Source organism: Nonomuraea sp. NPDC049141, assembly GCF_040648415.1.
GTDB lineage: Bacteria > Actinomycetota > Actinomycetes > Streptosporangiales > Streptosporangiaceae > Nonomuraea.
Map to the genome: position 1 here is coordinate 376,535 of NZ_JBEZDR010000006.1, position 24,900 is coordinate 401,434.

Genomic DNA, 24,900 nt, shown 5'->3' on the forward strand with positions numbered 1-24,900 from the left:
AACGGCTCCCCATGCTCGCTCGTACTCTTGTTCGATAAGCTGGTGCGGTCATATCTGATGCGCCAGCTGTCAGGCTCTTGCCTGACGGGGCCGAGTAGCTGCTCAAGCGGCGAACCCTCGCCGACGGAAAGCAAGAGGCGCTGGTGTTCCCCGTCAAGTCTGCGTGTTGAAGTTCTTGTCGCTGTCTCGCCGATGCCCGCATGAGTGGCGGTGCAAGCTGTAGTTGGGGCGGCTTCAGGTCGGGCAAGGGAAGAAGAGGATGAGTCGAATCAAGTAATCATGAAGCTGCCTCAGTGGCGTTGGCGGCGGCGAGGTGATCGTGCAGGGCTGCGTGGCGAAACTGGTAGACCGGGCCGACGGCACGCAGCAGCCCCAGGCGGTGGGCGTCGTCGAGGAAGTCCATGACTTGCCAGGGAAGCCGGTGTTGGAGGGCCAGTCGGGCCACCGCAATGGTGCAGACCAGCCACGCATGATGCTTCCCCACCAGGAGCCCGCCCGCGAGCCCGACCACGAGCATGCCCGCGAGCCCAAAGGCGAGCCCGGCCGCTAGCCCCATCGCGAGCACGCCCGCGAGCCCCATCGCGAGCCCCATCGGGAACCCGAACACCACCATGCGAAGAAGGGTGAGGGCTCTGTCGGCTTGCCAACTGGAGCGGGGTGTGCTGGTCGATATGAGAGTGGGTTGTTCCCCCCAGTCGATCAGCCCGAATGCCAGTGTGACTCCGAGCCCCATGACGAGCCCGGCCGCGAGCCCGACCGCGAGCCCGGCCCTGGGCCCGACCAAGAGTGTGATCACGAGCACGAGCAGGAGCCTGAGCGCGAGCACGCCCTCAAGTCTGCCTTTGATAGAGCGGAGGAGAAGGGGTGTTCGTCCACGCAGGCGGAGGTTGGCGTAGCCGGGTGTTTTGCTAGATCTGGGGAACACGAGCACGAGCACGAACCCGAGCATGAATCCAACCACAAGCCCGACCATGAGCCCGGACCCAAGCCCAAGCCCAAGCCCGACCCCGACCGCCAGCGAGGCCGCCAGCCAGAACACGAGCCCGGCCGCGAGCCCGGCTATCGCCCGAATGTGTGGTGTGGTGCGTGCGATGTGCCACCAGGTGATGTCGCGGGTGGCGGCTGGAGGGAAGGCGCGAGCCAGGTAGGTCAGGTGGCGTCGGGTGGCGTCGGAGTCGAGCCGGTGCCGGGGTCGGAAATGGTCGGCGCGGTCGGTGCTGGGCGGGCGCGCCTGAATCACGGCGGGGATGAGCAGGTCGAGCAGGTGAGCGCGCAGCGCATCGGAGTCGCAGCCCAGGGGGCCGGTCAGTGGGGCGGGGTCGGCTCCAGGGGCCAGGTAGACGGTGCGGATCAGCCATAGGCCCAGCGGGGTGGCGGCCAGCCTGGTCAGGCCGGGGGCGGTGCGGGATCGCAGTGCGGCCAGGGCCTGGGCCCAGGCATCGGAGAGAGAGGCGGGCAGGCAGGCGGTCAGGTAGTCTGCGGCGGCCTGCGGGGTTAAGGGCTTGGGGACAATGACCGCGGCAGCGGTCAGGGGACGGCCGGTGCCGCGGATGGCGGTGGTGAACTCGGCGCGGCGACTGGTGAGGATGAGCTGGTCGCGGGCGGTCAGCGAGTCGTTGAGCGCGGCAATCACCTGGGCGCGCGTGGGCGCGGGGATTTCGTCCAAGCCGTCCAGGACAGGCAGGATGTGGCCGCCTTCGGCCAGCGCGGCGGCGGCGCCGGCACCGAGCTGCGGTGCGGCCAGCGCCGGGTAGTCCTGGGCCAGGCGGACGGCGAGCCAGTCCTGCAACCGGGCATGGATGCTCATGTCCCAGCCGGAGACCGGCAGCAGCACCGGCACCGGCACGATCTCCCCCTCGCAGGCGCCGCTCTGGTCGGCCGCGCGAGTGGACAACAACTGCAGCAGCAACTGAATCGCCAAGGTGGTCTTGCCCATGCCCGCTCCACCGACGATGACCAGCCGCCGCCGGGTCAGCCCGCGGAAGGCGTCCGCCAAGGCCACGATGTCGTTAGCCCGGCCGGTGAACGTCAGCTCGGCCCCGGCGGTGATCAGGCGGGGCTGGCTCATCACCGTCTCGTCGGCGATGAGCTGCCAGTGCACTGGGATTGGTTCGGGATCATCCAGCAGCCTGTGGCCAGCCTCGGTGCGCCACTGCCGCTCCACCAGACCGGCCAGCACCTGCGCGGCGGCGTCAACATCCACGCATGCACCCGCGTCCGCGTCGACGACGCAGGCCAGGGTGGCCGCGGGCGGGGAACGCAGTGCCCAGGCCACCACCGCGCCTATCAGGGTGGCCCCGGCCAGTGCCACGGCGACGACGTCGGCGAGGTTGACCTCGGCACCCGGTGTCCGCGCCCGCCATACCGCGACCACTGCCGCGCCCACCACCACGAGGGCCAGCACGGCGACGGCGATCCGCCAGCCAGCCTTGCGTCTGCTCACGCCGATATCGTTGCCTGTGGCAGACAATCCGGCAGCGGTTGCACGTGAATCGTCACCAGTTGGTCGTCGTCGCAGGTGGCTGCCGTGCCGACCTGATCGCTGGGCGGTGCGGCGGCGGGTCGAACAGCTCGGCTCTGGTCATCTCCTCACAGTGCCCGCCCCAATGGTCGGCTGCCAGTTTCAAGGATGCCCACAATTCAAGATCAATCTCCCGATAACAGCCTCTCAGCGCTGACGGTGGAGCGGGGTGACGTTCGGTTCGTCGCAATGTTCAAGATGCAGAGGGCGCCCGCCGTATCTGGCGGGCGCCCTCCGTGGCGTTGATGACAAATTTGTCAACAAGATCAACCAGCGTCGCCGAACTCTGACTCCAGCATCCACACCGCCTGCTTGAGCGTTGGGAGAAGTGCACCCCTGCCCCAGTCCGGGTCCTCCTTTGCGGCCTCAATCAGGTGCCTGCCCTCGCGGTCGCTGACCAGCTCGGTGAACTGCCTGAATCGGACAAGATTCTTTGAGTGGACGCCCCCTTCTGGCGCAGGCTCACTGTCGGCGTCATCCTCGGTCGGCAGGTAGCCCTTGGCGCGGGCTACTCGCATGAGTGCAGCCGCTGCCTTCTTGCCCTGCGTGGAGTCCCACACCTCGTACAGGGCTTCCCGGCCGTACTCCTCCAGCACCGGCCGTACGGCAGCCAGCGCTGCACCACCGGTGCCTTGTGCGCCGACAGGTTGTCGCAGATCACATGGACCGCCAGGCCGGCCTCGGTCTGACGGTCGATCTCATCGAGGAAGTCACGAAAGTCGATAGCGCGATGCTGTGCCGATAACTTGCCGATCACCTTGCCGTTCGCGGTGTTCAGCGCCGCGAACAGGTCCACGGTGCCGTGCCGGACGTAGTCGAAGCTGCGCCGCTCGGGCACGCCGGGCATCATCGGCAGCACCGGCGCGGTCCGGGCCAGGGCTTGGATCTGTGGTTTCTCATCCACCGCGAAGATCGCCGCGTTGGCCGGCGGGGCCAGATACAACCCGACCACATCTCGGATCTTGTCGAGCAGCAGTGGGTCGGGGGAGATCTTGAAGTCTTCGGTGCGCCATGGCTGCAGGCCGAATGCCCGCCAGATCCGCAGCACGCTGGTGGGCGAGATGCCCACCTGCCTGGCCAGCTCCCGTTTCGACCAGTGCGTCGCCCCCTCGGGCGTCTGCTCCAAGGTGCGCACCACCACCTCCTCCACCTGATCGTCGGTGATGGTGCGCGGCACCCCGGGCCGCGGCTCGTCGCTCAGCCCGTCCAGCCGATCCCGTAAGAACCGCGTCCGCCACCGACGTACTGTGCCTCTGTCGGTGCCCAGCCGCGCTGCCACCGCCGTATTACTCAGCCCAGTCGCGCACGCCAGCACGATCCGCGCCCGCTTTGCCAAGCCCTGCGCCGTCGTCCAACGCCTGGCCCAGCTCTCCAACCTCAAACGCTCAGCCTCCGACAGCGTCAAAGGCTCCAGCCTGCTGTCGCCCATGCCTCCAGCAGACCGCGCCCAACAGGTCCCGTCACCATCGAAACCACAACCAGAAACAGAACACGACTCATGTGGTGAGGCAACAACTCAAGACCGGCTCACTAGGCGGCCCGCCGCAACGAGGTGGCATCCGCCGGCGACGGGCACTCGCCCGACGTGTTGCCGATGCGCGGGCTTGTCGGGTCTGTGGGCCGGGACGATACCGGGATTCTGTGAGAACGCTGACAATCTGAAAATTTCCGTCATATCAGCATCGCCGAATGACGGAAGTCGCCATGATATGTCCCGATCTTGCGGTGTCGTCTGACGGATAGGAGCCGACGAGTGTTACGTACCGTTCTGGGGACCGAGGTCACCCGTAGAACCCTGCTCAGCGCGGGGGCGCTCGGCCTCACCGCCTTGTCCGGCGCCCCGGCCAACGCAGCCGCACGCGCGGCGAGCCGCTTCGAGTTGACCTCCTCCCCGGCGGCGCTGATGACCGGAAAGGCGCTGCACGACGAGACGGTGCTGCAGTCCTTCGCCTTCGACAACGTCAACGGCCACCTCTACACCGTGCAGGTACGTAACGGCTCCGGCTCCGCCGCCGCGGGAAACCTGTGCGTCACCAAGCTCAGCCTGTCCGGTGCGATCCTCGGCCACATGTACCTCACGGGATTCGGCCACGGCGTCCAGATCGGGGTGGAGCCGTCCGGCACGTCGGCGTACCTCTGGACCGAAACCGACGGGGTGGCCGACGGCACCAACTCCTGGGGCGGAAAGCTGGCCCGGTTCAAGTTCGTGAACGGCCAGACGCTCACCACAGCGTCCACCGCCCTGACGAAGTACGCGCCGGTCGCCGGCGCCGACAGCACGACCTGCGCGATCGACCCCTCCACCAACCGCCTCATCATGCGCTACCGCCTCAACGGCGAGCGCCACTTCGCCGCCTTCCCGCTCTCGGCGGTCAAGGCGGGCGGCCACCCCACTCCCCTGTACGACATCACTCAGCCTGCCGGGCTGGGCACCTTCCAGGGGTACACGGCTTACGGGCAGTATCTGTACCTGCTCGACGGCGACGCGTACAGCACCGGCAACCCCTCCCCCGGCAACACCTACCTCACCTCCGTGGACCTGGCTAACGGCAAAGTGGTGCAGCGGTCCTTCTCCCAGGCGTGGAAGTCACTGACCTACCGCGAGCCGGAGGGCATGGCGATCCAGCTCACGGCCGCCGCACCGCGCCTGTGCTTCGGCTTCGCCACCGGCGCGGCCGGCGCCCGCCAGGCCGCCATCATCTACAAGAACACCTTGGTCTAGAGGGCGTAGTTGCGGAGGACCGCGAGCGCCTTGCGGCCATGCGGGCCCGTTGCCTTCAGCGCCGAGTCCGCGGGCGCCAGGCGGCGGGCGCCGACGCGGCAGAAGTCGGCGGCGGGGCCCGTGACGGTGGAGGGGGAGGCGGGGTCGCCGAAGCGCCAGAGGTCGCCGTCGGGTGAGGTGAGCTCACAGTAGACGGGGCCGCCCTCGACACCCTCGACGTCGAACGCGTACGGCAAGGTGCGATGGCCGAGCCAGGCGATGTGGCGCAGGCGCGCGGCGTCGGGGTAGGCGATGCCGAGAGGGGCGGTGATGTCGTAGGCGTGGGCCCAGTGCTCGGCCAAACGGGTGGTGGCGAGGGTTGCCGGGGACAGCGGGATGGCCACCCAGGACAGACGGGTGCCCCTGGGCTGGGCGCGCAGGGCGGTGGGGGTGGCGAAGGCGGCCGCGCGCCAGCGGGCCAGGAGGTCGACGGGGGTGATGTCGCGCTGGGCGGCCACGAGGGCGTCCGCCACGGCGTCGACGCCGTCGCCACGGACCGCGACGTCGTCACCCGCCACCGTGGCGGCGACGAGTTCCTCGCTCTGGGTCAGGTGGAGGACCACGTCGGAGACGGTCCAGCCCGCCGCGGCCGAAGGGTGGGACCACTGGGCGGGAGTGAGGGCGGTGAGGACGGCGTCCAACTGCTCGTACTCGGCTTTGAGGTCGTCAAAGATGTCCGTCATAGGTCACCACACTACCGAACAATATTCTGCTTCAGAGTAGGCCCGCCAGAACCCTGCGCTGGTAGGAGGTGAGGGGAGGCCGGGTGGCGTCACGGGCGATCTGGGCGGCGCGGGCGCGGTCGCCCATCCGGGACAGGGCCCGCGCGCACAGGTACGCCACCAGACCGTGATCACGCCCTCCGACCAAGGCCGCCTCCACCTCGACCGACGCCTCCTCGACGCGGTCCAGCTCGGCCAGCGCCAGGGCGCGGGCGGCGATGGTGGCGGGCTCGGCGGGCTCGCGTACCCGGTCGAGGTCGCGTAGCGCCTGTACGGGCTTGCCCAGGTCGGCCAGGATCTCGCCACGCGCCCGCAGCGCGATGGGGGTGTCACCGTCCACCGACAGCACGCCGTGCAGGATGGGCAGCGCCGCCTGCGGGGTGCCCGTGTGCCACACCGTGATGGCCAGCTCGACCTGGACGGTGAGGTCGCTCGGCACCCGGCTCACGGCGGATCGCAGTTCGTCCACGGCCTCGTCCGGGCGGCCCTGATGCAGGATCACCCGGCCGGCCGCGGCCAGCGAGCGGCCCACGGCCGGGGTGTCCCGCAGCCGCTCGTACACCTGGCTGGCCTGCTTGTAGCAGCGCTCGGCAGCCGCCCAGTCGCCGCGCGTGTACGCGAGGTTGCCGAGAAAGGACTCGATCTCCGCGCGCGTGCGCAACTCGTCCCCGCCGCAGGTCCGCCTGGCCTTCTCGCCGTGCGTCTCGGCCAGCGCGAGGTCGCCGTCCGCCAGCACCTGCTCGGCCACGCGCAGGTGCTCGGCGGCGCTCACCGGCGCCTGGCCGGAGCCGGGTTGGGGGCGCGCGCCGCCGAGCGCGTACAGCACCGGCTGGAGCAGCCGGTCGTGCTGGAGTTCGCACCAGCGCGAGCCCGAACGCATCTCCGCCTGGAGCACGTGCCGGTCGATCAGCGCCTTGACCACGCTGTTCGGCATGCCGGCGGTCTGGGTCTCGCCCTCGTACGCGGTGCCGCGGGTGCCGAGCGTGGTGATGAAGGTCTCCCGCAGCCAGGCGCTGAGCCGCTCGACGGGGATCTCGTGGTCGTGCGCGATCTCCGCGAGCGCCTGGTCGAGGAAGTCGCCGAGGGAGCGGTCGACGTCTGCGTGCCGTTCCACGTACTCCGGCGTGATGACCGTCAGGTCGGGCGGGCAGGAGTTCCACAGCGCCGAGCAGACGATCTGCAGCTGCACCGGCTCGACCGTGTCCACGATGTAGGAGGCGGGGGCGCCGGTGCCGTGCAGCCGCACCGTGCGCAGCTCCTTGACCAGGGTCTCGGCGGCTTGGGGGGCGTAGGAGCGCTCTGTTCCGGCGAGCGGTTCCTTGATCGCGGCCAGCGCCTCCTCCTCCTGGAACGGGGTCAGCACCACGGACGCCGACGGCCCGCTGCTGCGCAGCGGCTCCCCGTGGGCCATGAGCCTGGCCAGGTAGTCCTCCCTGATCGACAGGAGCAGGCGCAGGTCCTCGTTGTCGTCCAGGGCCTCGGCGAGCTGGGCGATGAACGGGTCGCGGAAGCCCTGACGGTAAGGGAAGTCGAAGAAGAGCTCTTCGGCCTGGTCGATGGCCACCAGGATGGGGATGGGGTCGCCGTACTTGTCGATCCTGGGCCCGCGACGCCGCAGGAACTGCTGGACGGTGAGCCCCGACAGCCGGGTGAGCGACTCGCCCGGCGCCCACGACGACAGCAGCGCCACCGTGAACGGATTGCGCTCGGGCAGCGCGGCCATCGGGAAGGCGGAGCCGTGGGAGAGCCGCCCGATCGGCAGCACGTCCACCCGCTTGTCCGCCAGCTCCGGCAGCACTCCCGCCTCCAGCACGGAGGTCTTGCCCACTCCGGACGGCCCGTGCAGCATCGTGAGCCGGTGCGCCTGCCACATCACGGAGATCTCGTACGCCTTGGCGTCCCGCCCGAAGAAGCGCTCCTGGTCGTCCTTGGTGTAGGAACGCAGGCCCACGTACGGCTCGGCCTCGAAGGCGCCGGTCGGCGGCTCGGCGATCACGACCGCTTCCCCATTCGCTCGTCCAGTTCCGCGCAGAACTGGCGGGGGGTGCCCCAGAAGATGGAGACCTCCCATCCGTCGAAATACCGGTCGAGATATTCCTTGGCGCGCAGGGCGGCTCCGGGTTTGACGTTCTCGTTCTCGGGTGTGAGCTGAACGCTGACGTGACGTCGGCGGCGGATGGCCGGGTACCGTCTGATCAGTCCATGGAACAGCACCCGAAATGTCCATTCCTGAAGTGTGTAGCCGAGAAGGAGCAGGGGCCGGTTCGCCAGGGCGTCGAGAATGATCGGCGGAATCACGTGCCGGTTGTTCTGCGCTCGCGCGGTCGTCAGGTGGACCAGGAAGTCGATGTAGTCGTCTTCGGTCAGCACCATGGAGGACGGGAGGCTCGTGCTTCCGTGGAGATGGTAGACCATCGGCCGGTTGGCGTCGGGGCGTATTCCAGCGCCGCGCTCGAACAGGTTTCTGTCATACGGCACGCCCTCGTGCCACGGGCAAATCGCCGCGCTGGGCTCCTTCCCGGAACCGCGGAGCGCCCGTACGAGGAAGTCGTCGTAATTGGTGGTCAGGAACACCGGGATGGGAAAGCCGGCCATGGACGAGTGGATTTCGCCCGGAGCCGTGAAGTCGGGCGGGCCGATCGCCGTGAGGCGGCGGCTGAGTTCGTGCTTGAGCCCGGAATCGCCAACGACACTTCGGACATACTGCATAACCCTGGCTAAATCGCCGTCGTCGGCGAAGGGATAGTCGAAACGAGCCGCCCACTCACGGCTCAGCTCCCCGCTGGACGGGAGGTTGCCGTCGCTGGCCCCCGCACCGATGAACGGGGTGCAGTCACCGGTACGGAGCTGATCGATCAGCCGGGCCCAGTCGGAGTCCTTCATCCGGGACGACCTGCTCTCCTGGCACGATGAGGGCATGGAGCACGAGGTACGTCCCTATTTTTAGCCCGTGGCGGCGGGCCCGTCGATGCTCTGGCTGAACCCCGCGATCGGTCCCATCGCGTCTTCGCCCGCGCGCAGCAACATGCGCAGGGCGTGGGCGAGTGCTGACTCATCCACCTTGTCGAGGTCGGCGAGCGACAAACCACTCACATCGACGAGGGCGGGCGGCTCGGCCAGCTCATCGCTCATTAAAGCTCCTACGTTCCGGAACTCGGGACACAGAAATCACGCCAACCCTATCCGTAAGGGAGGCGTAAATGTTCGAGCGACGCGAAACCCTCTACGATAGGCGGGATGCGGTCGTCAGCGACCCCGGAGGCGTGACGTGACAGGTTCGCAGCCAGAGTCCGTCCGGACGTCGGGACGGGTTCCCGAGGTCTGGGGCAAGGTCCCCGCCCGCAACGTCAACTTCACCGGCCGGTCCGTCCTGCTCGAACGCTTGCACGCGGGCCTGTCCACCGAGGTGACCGCGGTCGTCCCGCACGCCCTGCACGGCCTGGGCGGGGTGGGCAAGACCCAGCTCGCGGTCGAGTACGCACACCGGTTCAGGTCCGAATACGACGTGGTGTGGTGGATCCCCGCCGACCAGCCCGTCCTGGTCAAGTCGTCGCTGGCCGGTCTGGCGCCGCATCTCGGCCTGCAGGCCGCCACCCGGAGCGGGGCCGAGGACGCGGCGGACGCGGTGCTCGACGCCCTGCGCCGCGGCGAACCGTACGACCGCTGGCTCCTGGTCTTCGACAACGCCGACCAGCCGGAGGAGATCAGCGAGCTCATCCCTCAGGGGCCGGGGCAGGTGATCGTCACCTCGCGCAACCACCGCTGGCAGGGCATCGTCGACACCGTCGCGGTGGACGTCTTCGACCGCCAGGAGAGTGTGGAGTTCCTGTCCAGGCGCGCGGCACTGTCCAGCACCGACGCCGACCGGCTCGCCGAGCAGCTCGGTGACCTCCCGCTGGCGCTGGAGCAGGCGGGCGCGCTGCACGTGGAGACCGGCATCTCGGTGGACGACTACCTCCGGCTGCTCAAGGAGCAGACCAGCGCACTGCTCTCGGAGAGCAAGCCGTCCGAATACCCGATGCCCATGACCGCCGCCTGGGCGCTGTCGGTCGCGCAACTACGCAGCAAGCTGCCCGAGGCCGTCGACGTGCTGCGCTGCTGCGCCTTCTTCGGCCCGGAGCCGATTCCCCGCGACGTCTTCCGCCGGGCCGGCCATCAGGCGTCCGACGCCAGGTTGAGCAGCATCTTCGGTGACACGATCCTGCTCACCAGGGCGATCAGGGAGCTGGGCAGGTTCGCGCTGGCGACCATCGACTCGCAGGCGCGCACGATCCAGGTGCACCGGCTGGTCCAGGCGCTGCTGCGGGACGAGCTGGACGAGGACGAGCGCCGCCGCTTCCGGCACGAGGTGCACCTCCTGCTCGCCGGCGCGGCGCCGAAGGTGCCCGACGAGACGGCGAGCTGGGGGCGTTACAACGAGCTGATCGCGCACATCCTGCCCTCGCAGGTGGCCGACTGCGCCGAACCGGCGGTCCGCACCATGGTCCGCGACGTCCTCTACTACCTCTATCGATCAGGCAACTACCAGTCCGCGCGGATCTTCGCGGAGCGGTTCGTTGAGAGCTGGACCGAGAGGTCGGGGCCCGAGCACCCCGACGTGCTGATCGCCCAGCGCCACCTCGGCGGCATCATCCGCGAGCTGGGCGAATACCGGGCCGCCTACGATCTCGACAGCGCCACGCTGGCCAAGATGACCGAGGTGCTCGGCCCGGAGGACCGCGAGACCCTGGTGCTCAGCAGCGGGTTCGCGGCCGACCTTCGGGCCGCCGGCGACTGGTCGGCGGCCAGGGAACTGGACGAGCGGCTGCAGACCCAGCACACGACCGTGTTCGGCGAGCAGGCGCCGGCGACCCTGCAGATCATGAACAACCTGGCCATCGACTACGGCCTCAACAGCGACTACACGGCGGCCAGGGCGCTGCATGACGTCGTGCACCGCAAGCAGAACGAGAGCGAGGAGCGGATCGGCGAGGCCGACGTGCTCAACAACTGGAACGGCCTGGCCAGGTCCGTCCGGCTGAGCGGCGACTCGCGGGAGGCGGTCGACCTCGGTGAGGACGCCTACGCCTACGGCGTCCAGGAACTCGGCGCCGAGCACCTGTGGACCCTGAAGACGGCCCGCGACCTGTCGATCGCCAAGCGCAGGGCCGGCGACTTCGACGGGTCGCTCGAACTCGCCAAGGACGTGCACGCGCGCCTGCAGCGCATCATGGGCGACCACCATCCCGAGACGGTCGCCGCGGCCAGCAACCTGTCCAACGCCCTGCGCGCGACCGGCGACATCAACGCCGCCTACGACATCGCCGAGCAGGCGGTGGCGAGATACCAGGCCATCTACGGCGACACCCACCCCTATGTGTACGGCTGCGCGACCAATCTGGCGGTCCTGCAGCGGCTGCGCGGCGACGCCGACGTGGCCATGCACACCGACGAGCGGGCGCTGACCGGCCTCGACGACCGGCTCGGACGTGACCATCACTACGCCCTGACCTGCGCCGTCAACCTCGCCAGCGACCATGCCGCCCTGGACGACCACGAGGAGGCGATGCGGCTGGGCCGCGAGACGCTCGACCGGCTGCGCAGGATCTTCAGCGCCGAATACCCGCTGCTGCTCGCCTGCCTGGCCAACCTGGTCCTCGACACCCGCGCGTGCGGCCGGCAGGAGGAGGCCGACGCGCTGTACGCCGAGGCCAAGCGCGGTTACGCCGGAGCCATGGGCCTCGATCATCCCGACGCGCGGCTCGCCTTGGACGAGGGCGCGCGCATGGACTGCGACTTCGACCCGCCCCCCATCTGATCCGGCCCCGGTTGGGCGCCTCTCATCGCCATCGCGAAGTCGTGATATAAGACCGCGTGATCGCACTGGCGCGCCTTGCGCAGCGTAAGTCGAAGCCCCAGGAACAGGATCAGGAAACGCAGCGCGCCCAGCAGAAAAGTGGCGGCCGAGAAAAGCAGCACGGTTTCGGGCCACATTGTGCCTCCCTTGCGATATGTCCTGTATTCAGGGAAGCCGGGGGTTGGGGTGTCCCGCAATGATCCGGGTCAATGCTGGACGAGCTGGTACATCTCCTTGGTGGAACGCTCCGATAAAGCGGATAATCCTGAATGACTTCGTACGAAATCCGACAGGGGGGACGATGCCCGAAGAATCCCTCCAGGCTTTCCTCGCCGCTCTCAGCGAACTACGCGGGCGGGCCGGCGGCCCCTCCTACCGCGAACTGCGGCGGCTCAATCCCGAGCGGCTGGCTCCCAGCACGGTGCAGAGCCTGCTGGAGGGCGACCGCAAGCGACCGCCCTCCTGGCCGCTCGTCGACGCGTTCGTCCGCGCCTGCCTGGCCTTCGGGCGGGAGAACGGGCTGCGTCTGGAGGACGATGAGGAGGCCTACGTCCGCGAGTGGCTGGACCGGCACCGGAGCGTTTCCGCGAGCATGAGTCAGGCGGCCGAGCCGGCACCGGACGACCGGGACGATTCGCTGCCGCGGATCCTGGGCGGCGGCACGCCGCCGGTCCGGGGCCACTTCTCCGGCCGCCGGAGACTGCTCGCCGAACTCGACACCGCGATGCTCGCGCAGACGGACTGGCCGGTGTGCCTGGTCGGGCCCGGCGGGCACGGGAAGACCCAGCTCGCCTCCGAGTACATCAGCCAGCATGCGTCCAGGTACGTGGCCGTCTGGTGGATCAGGGCCGAGCAACCGAGCCTGATCCGGACCGATCTGGCCTCGCTCGGCAGGCGGCTGAACGCGGACATCGGCGAGGCCGAGATCGTCGCGGAGACGCTGAAGCTGCTGCGGGAGGACTCCCGCTGGGCGCCGTGGATGATGGTGTTCGACAACGCCGGGCAGCCGGAGACCGTGGGGGCGTTCCTACCCCGCGGCCGGTCGGGGCACGTGCTCATCACCTCCCGCGAGCCCGCGTGGGACGAGGTCGCCGTCCCCATCGAGGTCGGTGCGTTCGAGCGCGGGGACAGTGTCGAGCTGCTCACCCGGCGGGTGCCCGGGATGTCCGTCGACGAGGCCGGGCAGGTGGCCGAGGAACTGGAGGACATGCCGCTCGGCGTCGTGCAGGCGGTCGCCTACATCAAGGGCTCCGGTCTGGCCCCCGCGGCCTACCTCGCGCGGCTGCGCGAGCAGCCCGGCCGGATGCTGGACAAGCATCCGCCGGTCGACTACGGGCGCGGCCTGGCGTCGGCGTGGGACCTGGGCTTCGAGACGCTCAGGCAGACCTGCCCGGAGGCCCTGTACCTGCTGCAACGCTGCGCGTTCCTGCGGCCGGAGTCGATCTCGCACGGGCTGCTGCGCCAGGGCAGCCTGCCGTTGCCGGGCGAGTCGGCCGCCGTGTTCCAGGATCCCGTGCTGGCCGACAACGCGATCCGGGCGCTCACCCGCTACGGGTTCGTCCGTCTGGCCGGGCGGGGCACCGTCCAGGTGCACCGCCTGCTCCAGTCGACGGTCAAGGAACGCATGACCGGTGAGGAACAGGAGCGGGCCCGGCGCGACGTCCACCGGCTGCTGGCCGGATCCGACTGCGGCGATCCGGAGGACCGGGCGAACTTCCCCCGCTACGCCGAACTGGCCGGCCATGCCGAGGCGTCGTCCCTGGCCGACTCCGCGGACGAGGACGTGCGGGGCTTCGTCGCCCGGCTGGTCACGTACTTCCGGGCGATCAACGACGGGGAGGGCGCCGAGCGCTACAGCGGCGTCGCGCCCGAAGCCGGGGCCCGCACGGCCGTCTACGACAGCGCGGTCCCCCGGCCATCCCCCGCGCCCGCCGTGCCGCGCAGGGCGCTCATGGCGCGGGAGATGGAAGGTGACGACTGGGCGCGGCTGATCTACCAGGTGACCACGGGCGACTGCACCCCGATCGTCGGCAGCGACATCTCCCGGGAGAAGGCGGCCAGGGTACGGGCGATGAGCTGGGAGTGGGCCGGCCGGCTCGGCTACCCGTTCGCGGACCCGTGGAACTTCGAGTCCGTGCTCGACTACGCGGTGACGCTGCCCGACCAGTCGGCCATGGCCGAGGAGATCCTCGAAGGGCTGAAGCGGGAATGGGAGCAGCAGGACACGGAGGACCCGCACGCCTTCCTCGCGAACGTGCCCGCCACCTCCTTCCTGACCACCAGTTACCACGGCCAGCTCACGCAGTCGCTGCTGCGCGCGGGCAGGGAGCCCGTGATGAAGGTGCTGCCGTGGCGGCCGGAGCTCGCGGCGGCGGAGCCGGTGGTCGCGCCCACTCCCGAGCGGCCCCTGGTGTGCCATCTGGCCGGCTCGTACGACCTGCCGGGCTCGCTGGTGCTGTCCGAGAGCGACCGCCTGAGGTGCCTGCGGGTCGAGCACCGCAGATGGTCGGCGGACATCGTCGGGGCGCTGGTGACGTACCCGTTCCTGATGATCGGGTACAACCCGCGGTCGTCGTCGTTCGACCTGCTGATGTCCCTCCTGTCGGGTGTCTCCACCCCCAGGAGGAACATCATGGTGCTGTACGATCCGGGCCCCGGCGGGATGGAGGAGGCCGCCAGGAAATATCACCTGGCCCGGATCGCCCGGCTGAACATGCGCGCGGCCGTCTTCTGGGGAGACGCCCGCGACTTCATCCAGGAACTGTCACGCCGCCTGGAGACGACGGCGTGACCCCGTTGCGCTCCTCCCACATCGCGCGGTGGGCCGCGGCGTCCCGGTGCGCCTTCTCGATGGCCTCGCCGGAGACCTCCTCGTCCCGCCAGGCCCGCAGGGTCGCGGCCATCCGGGCGACGAAGCGCTCGCCGGGCGAGGTCAGGAACCCGCTCTCGGCGATCACCCGGGTCGCCCCCACCGCGGCCTCCCACCACCGGTAGAACTCGGCGCTCGCGGCGAGCGCGGCCTCGCCCTGCTCGTGCCGCCGCTGCCTGCGCCAGAACCCGCTGACCCCGACGTAGGCGTACGCGCCCTGGAACAGGCCGCCCAGCGGGCGGGGATCATCGCGCCACGGCGCGTAGTAACGCCTGTCGCCGGACGGCCGCAGCAAGGGGATCACGTCGAGCAGCGCTGACAGCTTCCCGTGCTGGACCTCGTGCGCGAACGTCAGCGCCAGCGTCGTCGCGTCGGGCGGCGTGGACAGCGCGACGCAGCCGAAGGCCTCACGGGAACTGCCGCTGATCTGGTCGCCCGGGACGTCGGTCAGCGGCGTCAGCACGCTCGTGGCCACGGACACCTCTTCGGCGACGGTCGGGTGATGGGCGAGCAGCAGCTCCCACGCGCTCCGCAGCGCCGCCCGCCAGACGGCCAGCTCGTCCTCGGACAGCCGGTCCGCGGCCAGCCGGGCGCCGGGCATCCGGTACGGGTCGAGGTCGTCGACGCAGAGCGTGAGGGTCCTGCCCTGGGCCGTGACCTCCAGGTGCCGCAGCGCCTGCCAGCCGGGGGCGTCCTGGTGGGGGTCGTCGGGGAGGCGTACCGTCTCGTCGCCGATCACCTCCACCGGGCCGCCCGCGCGGCGCACCCTCGCCGACGGACCGGCGAGTACGGCGCGGCCGAGCGACGGCAGCGTGATGCCGCCTTCGTCGGCGGGCACCTCGATCTCGAAGTCCATGCCCGAACGGACGGCGGCCGCGGCGGCGACGGCCGCGAGCCGGGCGGGCGAGTGCCCGCCGGCCCCGGTCGCCAGCGCGTGGTAGGTACGCCAGGCCCAGGCGCCGACGGCGGGATGGCGGAGCACGGCGTCCACCGCGCGCGGCCGATGCCCCTGGGCCGCGCTCAGCAGCCGGTACGCCTCCGGGGCCGCCCGGCCCACCCCGTGGAGGAGCAGGACGTGCTTGCTGTGCTGGGCGCCAAGCAGGAGGCGAGCCGCCTCCGCGCCCCCGCCGCCCGAGCCGAGCGCCTGGAAGTGCTCGTCCGGGATGATGTGGTGCTTGAGGCTCATCGGCGCCCTTCCAGCAGGGTGGCGACGTCGCGCTGGACTTCGCCGCGGATGTGGTCGATCAGGCGGAACAGGTCGTCGCAGTAGACCGAGCGATTGCCGAAGCCGTTGTCCGGGTCGTAGCGGTGCGCGTACAGGCCACCGCCACAGATGGACAGGACTGGGCAGTCCCGGCATTCCTTCGCGAGGGTCTCGGCGCCGAGCTGGCGGGTCATGACGGCCGGATGCCGCAGCACCGCGTCGAAGGTGTCGCGGGCGACGTGGAATCCGGTGACCGGCGCGCCGGGATAGGCGGACTTCAAGGTGTCGGACTGCTGGATGCCGCCGTCGGCCTCGATCACCACCATCCGGGCCGGCCCCAGTCCCAGGGTCTCGCTCGACGACGTGCCGCCCATGAGGAGGTGCAGGATATCGGCGAACAGCCGCACCTCGGTCTCCCTGTGCGCCGCGCCGTACCACCGGTCGAAGATCGGGATCAGCCAGTCCGCGTACGGCGTCGCGCCGTCCGCGGCGGGCAGGCCGGGCGGCGGCTCGGCCCAGTTGCCGTGCGGCAGCAGGAAGTCGATCCGGGGCGGCCCGGACGCGAGCAGCGCCTCGTAGGTGGTGAGGGGATCATTGTCGAGGTCGACGGTGCAGAGCAGCCCGCCGTACAGGTGGAGATAGCGCTCGGTGAGCAGGTCGAGCGCGGCGGAGACGGTGGCGTGGCTACCGCTCCCGTCGGCCCGCCGCCGATGCCGGTCGTGATCGTCGGCGCCGCCGTCCATGCTGACGCCGACGCGGATCCCGAGATCATCGAACAGCTTCAGGTACGTCTCGTCGAGGCGCATCCCGTTGGTCTGCAGGCTGACGTCGAGCCGGACGCCCGGCCCCAGGGCCTGCCGGACGGCTCGGACGGTATGGGCGATGTGGTCGGCACCGGCGAGGAGCGGCTCCCCGCCATGCAGGATCAGGTGGACGGAAGGCATCCGGTGCGCGTGAGCATGCTCAGCGATCCGGAAGGCGGTGTGTGCGATGACGGCCTTTGAAACCCGACGCGGCTGCTCTTTCCAGCTTTGATCGGCCATTTCATAGACATAACAATAATCGCACCTCAGGTCGCATCTACTGTGTATTTTTAGGATGAACTGGCACAAAGGCCACGGCTGCCATCCTTCATTCGAGCGTGACACGTGGCGGAACCTTACGCTTATTCATTCGGCAGTGGCCACTTGACGCACACGGAAGCCCTCGGACCTGAAAGTTTCACTTTGGGCAAAGGGCTCTGTCATGCCCTGGCCAGCCACGACGCCTTCTTGCCGAAGGCCGGCTCCAAGGTCCACATTGACCACCGGAAAGCGCTTTCCTAGATTGACGGTCATGTGGACGAGCATCCGCAGGGAGGCAACGGTGAGAAGCACGATCCTGGCCATGACAGCAGCAGCACTGGCCCTGGCCTGCACCGTCGGAAGCGGGCCGGTGGCATCCGCCGCCACCTGGCCGACGCCGAGCGGCCAGCAGCCGGTCAGCGCGACGATCAGCGTGTCGGGCACGCGCGACGGCAACATGGTCCGCTACTACGGCACCGGGCCCCTGGGCAGCGGCGGGCAGGAAGAGGGACAGAGCCCGATCTTCAAGCTGGCCAACGGCGCGGTGCTGAAGAACGTCATCATCGGCGCCCCGGCGGCCGACGGCATCCACTGCACGGGCACCTGCACGCTCCAGAACGTCTGGTGGGAGGACGTCGGCGAGGACGCCGCCACCTTCAAGGGAACCTCGTCGTCCCAGACGATGACGATCGACGGCGGCGGAGCCAGGGCGGCCAGCGACAAGGTCTTCCAGCACAACGGCCCCGGCACCATGTACATCAGGAACTTCCAGGTGGAGACTTTCGGCAAGCTCTACCGTTCCTGCGGAAACTGCTCCAGCCAGTACGCGCGGCACGTCGTGATCTCCAACGTCACCGCCACGTACCCGGGCAAGACGCTGGCCGGCATCAACACCAACTACGGCGACACCGCCAGGTTCTCCGGCATCACGATCGTCGGCGACTCCGGCAAGAAGATCGTGATCTGCGAGAAGTACAAGGGCGTGACCAGCGGCGAACCCACCAAGATCGGCAGCGGCGCCGACGGCGTCAACTGCTTCTACGCCGCCTCGGACATCACCTACCGGTGACCCACCGGCGGGCGCGGCTCCCCGAAGCCGCGCCCGCCGCCGCGTCAGGTGACCACGGGCCGCCCGGAAGGGACGGACGGGGTGGCCGGCGCGGAAGGCTTGGCGCCGCGGCCGCTCAGCGTGATCATGACCGAGCCGAAGACCGCGGTGATGGCGAACACGGTGAAGCCCCAGCTCTGCGCGTGGTTGGCCAGCAGGACGCCGCCCAGCCAGGGGCCGAAGACCGCGCCGAAACGGCCCATGCCGGCGGTCCAGCCCAGGGCGGTGGCCCGGCTCTCGGTGGGGAAGCGCCCGGCGACCGCCGCGTACACCATCGTCTGGGCGCTGAACAACCACACACCGGTGAGGAAGACGACGATGTAGGTGATCGGCAGAGGCATGCGGATGCCCAGCAGGAAGGTGCCGACGGCGGTGAGCGCGAACCACAGCGCGGAGACGCGGGTGGCGCCGAAGCGGTCGGCGATCCGCCCCGCGACGAGCATGCCCACGATGCCGCCCAGGTTGATGACGAGCAGGAAGCCCAGTGCGGAGCCGAGTTCGTAGCCGTTGGCGCGCATCATGGTCGGCAGCCAGGTGTTCACGCCGTAGACCAGCAGCAGGCCGCCGAAGGAGGCGAGCCAGAACAGCAGGGTGGGCAGCCACAGGGAGTTCTGGAACAGGCCGCGCAGGCCGGCCCAGCGGTCGGCGCGGGCGGCCGAGGCGTCCTGAGTGGCGGGGAACTCGGCCAGATCGACGCCGTGCCTGCGGGCGAGCGCCTCTGCTTCGTCGCGGCGGCCACGGGTCACCAGGAAGCCCAGCGACTCAGGGAGGAACCGCGCGACGAGCGGCACCGCGATGATCAGCGGCACGACCCCCACCCAGTACAGCGAGCGCCAGCCGAAGGGCGCCACCAGCCACAGGCTCAGCGCTGAGGCGAGGATGCCGCCCGCGTGGTGGGCGGTCATGAGCATGCCGATCATGAGGTTGCCGCGGCCGCGCGGGGCGTACTCGACGACCATGGCGATCGCGATGGGCAGCAGGCCGCCGAGACCGAGACCGGCCAGGAGGCGGCCGAAGCCGAACACGCCGAGCGACGGCGCGGCGGCGCACACGGCCGAGGCGATCGAGAACAGCGCGCAGCAGCCGGCGATGACCTTCTTACGGCCCGCCCAGTCGGTGACGGTGCCCGCGGCGAGCGCCCCGATGAGCATGCCGAAGGTGGCGTAGCTGCCGATCTCGCCGCCCTTCGCGGCGGTCAGGCCCAGGGTGGGGTCGTCGAGCATCTTCGGCAGTACGGCTCCGTACATGAACATGTCGAGCCCGTCGAAGAGCACGACCATCCAACACAAGGCGATCACCAGGACGACGAGCCTGGTGGGCCGTCCCGAGGCGACGGCGGGTGGGGTGGAGGACATCCTGATTCCTCTCGGAGGGGTTTCCTGGGGGGCTGGAATCGCGATCAGGTGGGGCGGCGGTGGGTGCGGGCCGGCCCGGTGCCGCCGACCGTAACTTGCCATAATCCTGTTGGCAATATGGCGAACACGATTGTTGACATTTTTGTTGCCCTAGATTTAGCCTCGACACGCACGTACAGAGGAAGGGCGGCCGATGCCGTACGAAGACGGCCCGATCAGCGGTGAACAGGCGAAACAGCACGCACTCACCGGCCTGCGTGAAGCCATCACGCGGGGCGAGATGGCGCCCGCCCAGCGCCTGGTCGAGGGCGAGCTCGCGGAGCGGTTCGGGGTGACCCGAGGGAGCATCCGGGCGGCGCTGATCGACCTGACCGCCGAGGGGCTGGTGGAGCGCATTCACAACCGGGGCGCCCGGGTGCGGGTCGTCTCCGTCGAGGAGGCGGTCGCCATCACCGAGTGCCGGATGGTCCTCGAAGGGCTGTGCGCGGCCAAGGCGGCGGTGCGGGCCACCGACGAGCAGCTGTCCGAGCTCGCCGCCCTGGGCCAGGCGATGGTCAAGGCGGTCGCCGCCGGCGAGCCGCTGACGTACTCGGCGCTCAACCACGAGCTGCACGCCTACATCCGCGACATCTCCGGGCAGCAGGTCGCGGTCGAGTTGTTGCGACGGCTCAACGCCCAGCTGGTCCGGCACCGCTTCCAGCTCGCCCTGCGCCCCGGGCGTCCGCAGAAGTCACTCAACGAGCACCTGGCGCTGATCGAGGCGATCCGTGCCCACGACCCGGAGGCGGCCCAGGTGGCCGCGCACGCCCACCTGGCCAGCGTCATCGCAGCCCTGCGCGAATGACGCCGTCCGCCAGCCACCGACCGCCGCCGCGACCCCCACACACCGAGGAGAACGACAATGACCGACGACGGGAAGCCGGCAGCTCCCGCGCAGTCCACCCTGGTCATCAGCGCGCACGCCGGCGACTTCGTCTGGCGCGCGGGCGGGGCGATCGCCCTGGCCGCCGCGCGGGGCGAGAAGGTGACCATCGTCTGCCTGTCCTTCGGCGAACGCGGCGAGTCCGCGAAGGCCTGGCGCGAAGGCAGATCCCTCGACGAGATCAAACAACTGCGACGGGCCGAGGCCGAGCAGGCCGCCGCGACCCTGGGGGCCGGCATCCGCTTCCTGGACGCCGGTGACTACCCGCTGCGGGAGACGCCGGAGCTCACGGACGCGCTCGTAGGCGTCTACCGCGAGGTGGTGCCGACCGTGGTGCTCACGCATCCGCTGGAGGATCCGTACAACGGCGACCACCCGGCGGCCGCCCGGATGGCGCTGCAGGCCCGCGTCCTGGCCCAGGCGATCGGCTACCCGGCATCGGGTGAGCCGCTCGGCGCCCCGCCGGTGTTCTTCTTCGAGCCCCACCAGCCGGAGATGTGCGGCTTCACCCCGCAGGTGCTGCTCGACATCACCGAGGTCTTCGACACCAAGCGCAAGGCGATGGAGTGCCTGCCCGCCCAGCGGCACATGTGGGACTACTACACCGACCTGGCCACGCGTCGCGGGGTGCAGCTCAAGCGCAATGCCGGCCCGAATCTGGGGCTGCCCCACACGACGTACGGCGAGGCGTACATGCGGCCTTACCCCCAGGTGACGGCGGTGCTGGCATGACCGGAGTGATCGTCACCGGCCCGCCCAGGGCCGATGCCGCCGAGGTGGCCGCGCTGGCGGGGTTCGGGGTGGCCACCGTGCACGAGGCCCTGGGCCGGGCGGGAAGTCTCGGTCCCGGGCTGCGGCCCATCCAGCAGGGCGTGCGCGTCGGCGGCACCGCGGTCACCGTCCTGTGCTGGCCCGGTGACAACCTGATGATCCACGCGGCGGTCGAGCAGTGCCGTGAGGGGGACGTGCTGGTCGTCACCACCACCTCGCCGTCCACGGACGGGATGTTCGGGGAGCTGTTCGCCACGGCGCTGGGGCGGCGCGGCGTGCGCGGGCTGGTGATCGACGCCGGCGTGCGGGACACCGCGGAGCTGCGTGCGATGGGGTTCCCCGTCTGGTCGGCGGCCGTCTGCGCGCAGGGCACGGTCAAGGCGACCGCGGGCTCGGTCAACGTGCCGGTGGTGGTCGGCGGGCAGGTGATCAGGCCCGGCGACGCGGTGCTCGCCGACGACGACGGGGTGATGTGCGTCCCGCGTGACCTCGTCGCCACGGCCGTGAAGGCGGCCGAGGCCAGGGCGGCCAAGGAGGAGGCCGCCCGAGCGGCGTTCGCCGCCGGCGAGCTCGGCCTCGACCGATACGGCCTGCGCGAGACGCTGGCCCGCCTGGGCGTGCGCTACGTGACGGCGGAGGAGTACGACCGCGAGGGGACGACGACGTGACGACCGAGAAGCGCGACCGCGAGAGGACCGCGACGTGAGCTCCGGTGAGCGCGGCGTGCGCTGCATGCTGATGCGCGGCGGCACCTCCAAGGGGGCTTATTTCCTCGCCGAGGACCTGCCGGCCGACCGGGCGGCACGCGACGACCTGCTGCTGCGCGTCATGGGCAGCCCCGATCCGCGCCAGATCGACGGCCTGGGCGGCGCGCACCCGCTGACCAGCAAGGTGGCCGTCGTCTCCTGCTCCGGCGACGACGCCGCGGACGTCGACTACCTCTTCCTGCAGACGGGCGTCGAGACCGCCGAGGTCACCGACCGGCAGAACTGCGGCAACCTCCTCGCCGGAGTGGGCCCGTTCGCCGTCGAACGCGGACTGGTCCCGGCCGCCGACGGCGAGACCACCGTGCGGATCCGGATGCTCAACACCGGCGAACTGGCCACGGCGACCTTCCCGAGCCCCGGCCGGGTGGTGAGCTACGACGGTTCGACGGAGATCTCCGGCGTGCCGGGGACCGCCGCCGCCATCGTGATCGAGTTCCCCGGCGGCGCGGACCGGCAGCCGCTGCTGCCGACCGGAAACGCCCGCGACGACGTGGCCGGCGTCGAGGTGACGTGCGTGGACAACGGCATGCCGGTGGTCCTCATCCGGGCGGCCGACCTCGGCGTCACGGGGTACGAGAGCCCGGCCGAGCTGGAGGGCGACACCGCGCTCGCCGCCCGGCTGGGCGAGATACGCCTCGCGGCGGGCAAGCTGATGGGTCTCGGCGACGTCCGGGACACGACCGTGCCCAAACTGTCCCTGCTCGCGCCGCCCCGTGACGGTGGCGCCGTCTGCACGCGTACGTTCATCCCGATCCGCTGCCACACCTCCATCGGCGTGCTGGGCGCGGCGAGCGTCGCCGCCGGCCTGCTCGTCCCCGGCGGCACCGGCCGCGACCTCGCCGTGCTCCCCGGCGCCGGGGAGCGGCTGCGCGTCGAGCATCCGACGGGGTTCCTCGACGTCGAGACCGCCGTCGCGGAGGGGCCGTCCGGCTCCCTTCACGCGGCCCGTACGGCCGTCGTCCGCACCGCCCGCAAGATCTTCGACGGCACGGTCCACCCGCGCCCGTCCGACACCTAGAAAGGCTCCTCATGGCCCCGCCGCTGGGGGACATCGCCCATCTCGGCCATGTCCAGCTCCTCACCCCCGACCCCGACCGCAGCCTGTGGTTCTTCACGCAGATGCTCGGCATGACCGAGAGCGGGCGCTCGGGCGACTCGGTCTATCTGCGCACCTGGGACGACTACGAACACCACAGCCTCACGCTCATCGCTCACGACACGTCCGGCATCGGCCGCACGGCGCTGCGGACGTCGAGCGAGGAGGCGCTGAACGCGCGGGTCAAGGCTCTGGAGAACGCCGGCCTGACCGGCGCGTGGGTGGACGACGAGCCCGGGATCGGCCCCCTGTACGTCACCCGCGACCCCGACGGGCACGAGATCGCCCTCTACTGGGAGAGCGAGTGGTATCAGGCGCCGCCCGAGCTGCGCCCCGGGCTGAAGAACCAGCCGCAGGCCAAGCCCGGCCAGGGCGTCGGCGTACGGCGGCTCGACCACGTCAACTTCCTGGCCGCCGAGGTCGCCCCCAACGCCGACTTCACGCACCGGCTGCTCGGGGCCAGACCCACCGAGCAGATCGTGCTCAACTCCGGCAAGGTCAGCGCGCAGTGGCTGACCTTCACCAACAAGTCGTACGACGTCGTCTACACCGAGGACCGGTCGGGCACGCGGGGACGCCTGCACCACATCGCGTTCGCCACCGACAGTCGCGAGGACATCCTCCGCGCCGCCGACCTGTGCCTCGACAACGGCGTCCACATCGAGACCGGACCGCACAAGCACGCGATCCAGCAGACGTTCTTCCTGTACGTCTACGAGCCCGGCGGCAACCGCATCGAGCTGTGCAACCCGCTCACCCGCCTGGTGCTCGCCCCCGACTGGCCGCTGATCACCTGGACGGAGGAGGAACGCGCCAAGGGACAGGCCTGGGGACTGAAGACCATCGAGTCCTTCCACACACACGGCACCCCTCCGCTCGGCTGAGGTGCCGCGAGATCAAGTCAACCCGTGAATCGGGCATTAACCGGCCCCGGTGATGCGCTACGTATCGTGAGATGCGCGAGTGAACGCATGGTGGAGGTGTGATGCCCGAGATGACGATCGATGTCGCGGCGCTGAAGCGGCGCATGGGCCGAGTAGGGGTCTGGAACAGCACGCTGGGCGGCGAGCCGGCGTCGTTCGAGCGGGAAGCGGCCGCCGAGCTGGAGAGCCTGGGCTTCGGGACGCTGTGGGTGGGCGAGAGCCCGAAGGGCAAGGAAGCGCTGGCCCATTCGGCGATCCTGCTCGGCGCGACGCAACGGATGCTGATCGCCACCGGCATCGCCAACATCTGGGTCCGCGACGCCACCGCCGCCTCGAACGGGGCCAACGCTCTCGGGGAGGCGTTCGACGGCCGCTTCGTGCTCGGCCTGGGCGTGAGCCACGCGCCCTTGGTGTCGTCGAGAGGCCATGATTACCGCAAGCCCGTGTCAGCGATGCGTGCCTACCTCGACGCCATGGACGCGACGGAGTACGACGGCCCGCGGCCGGCCCCGGTCCCGCGGCTGCTGGGCGCCCTTCGCGGCAAGATGCTGGACCTGGCCGCGACGCGTACCCAGGGCGCGCACCCCTATTTCGTCACCCCCGAGCACACCGCGCGCGCCCGCGCGGTCCTCGGCCCCGATCCCGTGCTGGCCCCGGAACAGACGGTCGTGCTCGACACCGACCCGGACCGGGCGCGGCGGACCGCCCGTCGTTTCATGTCCCTCTACCTCGCCCTGCCGAACTACACGAACAACCTGCGCGAGCTGGGCTGGGATGACAAGGATCTCGCCAACGGGGGCAGCGACGCGCTGGTCGACGCCATCGTGGCGTGGGGCGACCCGGAGACGATCATCGGCCGGGTACGGGCTCACCTCGACGCCGGCGCGGACCACGTCTGCGTCCAGCCGCTCGCCGAGACCGCCGGCGACCTGCTGGAGCACCTGCGCGTCCTGGCCCGGAGCGATCTGACCTCGACCTGAT

Annotated in this window: 20 protein-coding genes and 1 pseudogene; 10 read left to right on the plus strand and 11 right to left on the minus strand. The window is 70.1% G+C overall.

Translation table 11 applies throughout. From position 1 onward, the window contains the following. Window positions 1-277 precede the first annotated feature (277 nt). The 3 genes and pseudogenes from AB0B91_RS20730 to AB0B91_RS20740 all read right to left on the minus strand — a co-directional run. Window positions 278-2,443 carry an NACHT domain-containing protein gene (locus AB0B91_RS20730; RefSeq protein ID WP_358321708.1) on the minus strand — a complete coding sequence of 722 codons (2,166 nt, stop codon included), beginning with the start codon at window positions 2,441-2,443 and terminating at the stop codon, window positions 278-280. A 344-nt stretch (window positions 2,444-2,787) separates the two neighbouring features. Beyond that, the gene (locus tag AB0B91_RS20735) at window positions 2,788-3,039 is read right to left on the minus strand and encodes a hypothetical protein (RefSeq protein WP_358321710.1); all 252 of its coding nucleotides are present in this window, start codon (window positions 3,037-3,039) and stop codon (window positions 2,788-2,790) included. 89 nt (window positions 3,040-3,128) lie between these two features. Further along, window positions 3,129-3,950: pseudogene (locus AB0B91_RS20740) on the minus strand (IS630 family transposase); the annotation flags it as partial. A gap of 324 nt (window positions 3,951-4,274) precedes the next feature. On the opposite strand from AB0B91_RS20740, the gene AB0B91_RS20745 reads away from it, so the two are divergent. Further along, the gene (locus tag AB0B91_RS20745) at window positions 4,275-5,243 is read left to right on the plus strand and encodes a teichoic acid biosynthesis protein C (protein ID WP_358321713.1); all 969 of its coding nucleotides are present in this window, start codon (window positions 4,275-4,277) and stop codon (window positions 5,241-5,243) included. Here the strand turns inward: AB0B91_RS20745 and AB0B91_RS20750 are convergent. From AB0B91_RS20750 to fxsA, 4 genes are read right to left on the minus strand one after another with little or no spacing between them, the layout of a single operon-like run. Then, a complete protein-coding gene (locus AB0B91_RS20750; RefSeq protein WP_358321716.1) occupies window positions 5,240-5,965 on the minus strand; it encodes a maleylpyruvate isomerase family mycothiol-dependent enzyme in 726 nt (241 codons plus the stop codon). The two genes, AB0B91_RS20745 and AB0B91_RS20750, sit on opposite strands and share 4 nt — an antisense overlap. Window positions 5,966-5,996: 31 nt before the next feature. Next, window positions 5,997-8,000, minus strand: coding sequence for a tetratricopeptide repeat protein (locus AB0B91_RS20755; protein ID WP_358321719.1), 2,004 nt, complete (start codon window positions 7,998-8,000; stop codon window positions 5,997-5,999). Beyond that, window positions 7,997-8,887, minus strand: a complete 891-nt coding sequence (locus AB0B91_RS20760; RefSeq protein WP_358321722.1) for an SIR2 family protein — start codon at window positions 8,885-8,887, stop codon at window positions 7,997-7,999. Before AB0B91_RS20760 ends, AB0B91_RS20755 begins: the two co-directional genes overlap by 4 nt. A 60-nt stretch (window positions 8,888-8,947) precedes the next feature. Continuing rightward, entirely contained in the window at window positions 8,948-9,136 is a 189-nt protein-coding gene (gene fxsA, locus AB0B91_RS20765; RefSeq protein WP_358321724.1) for an FxSxx-COOH cyclophane-containing RiPP peptide, read from the minus strand. A gap of 136 nt (window positions 9,137-9,272) precedes the next feature. Here fxsA and fxsT (AB0B91_RS20770) point away from each other — a divergent pair, with 136 nt between their 5' ends. Together fxsT (AB0B91_RS20770) and fxsT (AB0B91_RS20775) are read left to right on the plus strand one after the other, a co-directional pair. Continuing rightward, window positions 9,273-11,801 (plus strand): FxSxx-COOH system tetratricopeptide repeat protein, encoded by a 2,529-nt coding sequence (gene fxsT, locus AB0B91_RS20770; protein ID WP_358321726.1) that lies wholly within the window; start codon window positions 9,273-9,275, stop codon window positions 11,799-11,801. Between the two features lie 340 nt (window positions 11,802-12,141). Then, window positions 12,142-14,631, plus strand: coding sequence for an FxSxx-COOH system tetratricopeptide repeat protein (gene fxsT / locus AB0B91_RS20775; RefSeq protein WP_358321729.1), 2,490 nt, complete (start codon window positions 12,142-12,144; stop codon window positions 14,629-14,631). On the opposite strand, the gene AB0B91_RS20780 is transcribed toward fxsT (AB0B91_RS20775), so the two are convergent. Genes AB0B91_RS20780 through AB0B91_RS20790 form a run of 3 tightly spaced genes read right to left on the minus strand, consistent with a single transcriptional unit; the run spans window position 14,591 to window position 17,301 of the window. Further along, on the minus strand, window positions 14,591-15,895 hold the full coding sequence (locus tag AB0B91_RS20780) for an HEXXH motif domain-containing protein (RefSeq protein ID WP_358321732.1): 1,305 nt from the start codon (window positions 15,893-15,895) through the stop codon (window positions 14,591-14,593). The two genes, fxsT (AB0B91_RS20775) and AB0B91_RS20780, sit on opposite strands and share 41 nt — an antisense overlap. Continuing rightward, window positions 15,892-17,061: an FxsB family cyclophane-forming radical SAM/SPASM peptide maturase gene (locus AB0B91_RS20785; protein ID WP_358321735.1), complete on the minus strand. Its 1,170-nt coding sequence runs from the start codon at window positions 17,059-17,061 to the stop codon at window positions 15,892-15,894. Before AB0B91_RS20785 ends, AB0B91_RS20780 begins: the two co-directional genes overlap by 4 nt. Window positions 17,062-17,082: 21 nt before the next feature. Continuing rightward, window positions 17,083-17,301, minus strand: coding sequence for a hypothetical protein (locus tag AB0B91_RS20790; RefSeq protein ID WP_358321738.1), 219 nt, complete (start codon window positions 17,299-17,301; stop codon window positions 17,083-17,085). Between AB0B91_RS20790 and AB0B91_RS20795 the strand changes: the two genes are divergently transcribed. After that, window positions 17,300-18,046: a pectate lyase gene (locus AB0B91_RS20795; protein ID WP_358321740.1), complete on the plus strand. Its 747-nt coding sequence runs from the start codon at window positions 17,300-17,302 to the stop codon at window positions 18,044-18,046. The genes AB0B91_RS20790 and AB0B91_RS20795 overlap by 2 nt on opposite strands. Window positions 18,047-18,090: 44 nt before the next feature. On the opposite strand, the gene AB0B91_RS20800 is transcribed toward AB0B91_RS20795, so the two are convergent. Continuing rightward, window positions 18,091-19,440, minus strand: a complete 1,350-nt coding sequence (locus tag AB0B91_RS20800) for an aromatic acid/H+ symport family MFS transporter (RefSeq protein WP_358321743.1) — start codon at window positions 19,438-19,440, stop codon at window positions 18,091-18,093. Between the two features lie 193 nt (window positions 19,441-19,633). On the opposite strand from AB0B91_RS20800, the gene AB0B91_RS20805 reads away from it, so the two are divergent. From AB0B91_RS20805 to AB0B91_RS20830, 6 genes are all read left to right on the plus strand, one after another. Further along, window positions 19,634-20,284: a GntR family transcriptional regulator gene (locus AB0B91_RS20805; RefSeq protein ID WP_358321745.1), complete on the plus strand. Its 651-nt coding sequence runs from the start codon at window positions 19,634-19,636 to the stop codon at window positions 20,282-20,284. A gap of 57 nt (window positions 20,285-20,341) precedes the next feature. After that, the gene (locus tag AB0B91_RS20810) at window positions 20,342-21,094 is read left to right on the plus strand and encodes a PIG-L deacetylase family protein (RefSeq protein ID WP_358321748.1); all 753 of its coding nucleotides are present in this window, start codon (window positions 20,342-20,344) and stop codon (window positions 21,092-21,094) included. Then, a complete protein-coding gene (locus tag AB0B91_RS20815) occupies window positions 21,091-21,801 on the plus strand; it encodes a 4-carboxy-4-hydroxy-2-oxoadipate aldolase/oxaloacetate decarboxylase (protein ID WP_358321751.1) in 711 nt (236 codons plus the stop codon). Before AB0B91_RS20810 ends, AB0B91_RS20815 begins: the two co-directional genes overlap by 4 nt. 34 nt (window positions 21,802-21,835) lie before the next feature. Continuing rightward, the gene (locus AB0B91_RS20820) at window positions 21,836-22,918 is read left to right on the plus strand and encodes a 4-oxalomesaconate tautomerase (RefSeq protein ID WP_358321754.1); all 1,083 of its coding nucleotides are present in this window, start codon (window positions 21,836-21,838) and stop codon (window positions 22,916-22,918) included. A gap of 11 nt (window positions 22,919-22,929) precedes the next feature. Then, a complete protein-coding gene (locus tag AB0B91_RS20825; RefSeq protein ID WP_358321756.1) occupies window positions 22,930-23,880 on the plus strand; it encodes a catechol 2,3-dioxygenase in 951 nt (316 codons plus the stop codon). Window positions 23,881-23,990: 110 nt separating this feature from the next. After that, complete coding sequence (locus AB0B91_RS20830) at window positions 23,991-24,899, plus strand: LLM class F420-dependent oxidoreductase (RefSeq protein WP_358321759.1); 909 nt, start codon at window positions 23,991-23,993, stop codon at window positions 24,897-24,899. Window position 24,900 lies beyond the last annotated feature (1 nt).

Excerpts from the sequence above, each read along its gene's own strand:
- AB0B91_RS20735 (WP_358321710.1), bottom strand. The coding sequence starts at position 3,039 with ATGCGAGTAGCCCGCGCCAAGGGCTACCTGCCGACCGAGGATGACGCC.
- AB0B91_RS20750 (WP_358321716.1), bottom strand. The coding sequence starts at position 5,965 with ATGACGGACATCTTTGACGACCTCAAAGCCGAGTACGAGCAGTTGGAC.
- AB0B91_RS20760 (WP_358321722.1), bottom strand. The coding sequence starts at position 8,887 with ATGAAGGACTCCGACTGGGCCCGGCTGATCGATCAGCTCCGTACCGGT.
- fxsA (WP_358321724.1), bottom strand. The coding sequence starts at position 9,136 with ATGAGCGATGAGCTGGCCGAGCCGCCCGCCCTCGTCGATGTGAGTGGT.
- fxsT (WP_358321729.1), top strand. The coding sequence starts at position 12,142 with ATGCCCGAAGAATCCCTCCAGGCTTTCCTCGCCGCTCTCAGCGAACTA.
- AB0B91_RS20780 (WP_358321732.1), bottom strand. The coding sequence starts at position 15,895 with ATGAGCCTCAAGCACCACATCATCCCGGACGAGCACTTCCAGGCGCTC.
- AB0B91_RS20795 (WP_358321740.1), top strand. The coding sequence starts at position 17,300 with ATGACAGCAGCAGCACTGGCCCTGGCCTGCACCGTCGGAAGCGGGCCG.
- AB0B91_RS20790 (WP_358321738.1), bottom strand. The coding sequence starts at position 17,301 with ATGGCCAGGATCGTGCTTCTCACCGTTGCCTCCCTGCGGATGCTCGTC.
- AB0B91_RS20800 (WP_358321743.1), bottom strand. The coding sequence starts at position 19,440 with ATGTCCTCCACCCCACCCGCCGTCGCCTCGGGACGGCCCACCAGGCTC.
- AB0B91_RS20805 (WP_358321745.1), top strand. The coding sequence starts at position 19,634 with ATGCCGTACGAAGACGGCCCGATCAGCGGTGAACAGGCGAAACAGCAC.
- AB0B91_RS20810 (WP_358321748.1), top strand. The coding sequence starts at position 20,342 with ATGACCGACGACGGGAAGCCGGCAGCTCCCGCGCAGTCCACCCTGGTC.
- AB0B91_RS20815 (WP_358321751.1), top strand. The coding sequence starts at position 21,091 with ATGACCGGAGTGATCGTCACCGGCCCGCCCAGGGCCGATGCCGCCGAG.
- AB0B91_RS20825 (WP_358321756.1), top strand. The coding sequence starts at position 22,930 with ATGGCCCCGCCGCTGGGGGACATCGCCCATCTCGGCCATGTCCAGCTC.
- AB0B91_RS20830 (WP_358321759.1), top strand. The coding sequence starts at position 23,991 with ATGACGATCGATGTCGCGGCGCTGAAGCGGCGCATGGGCCGAGTAGGG.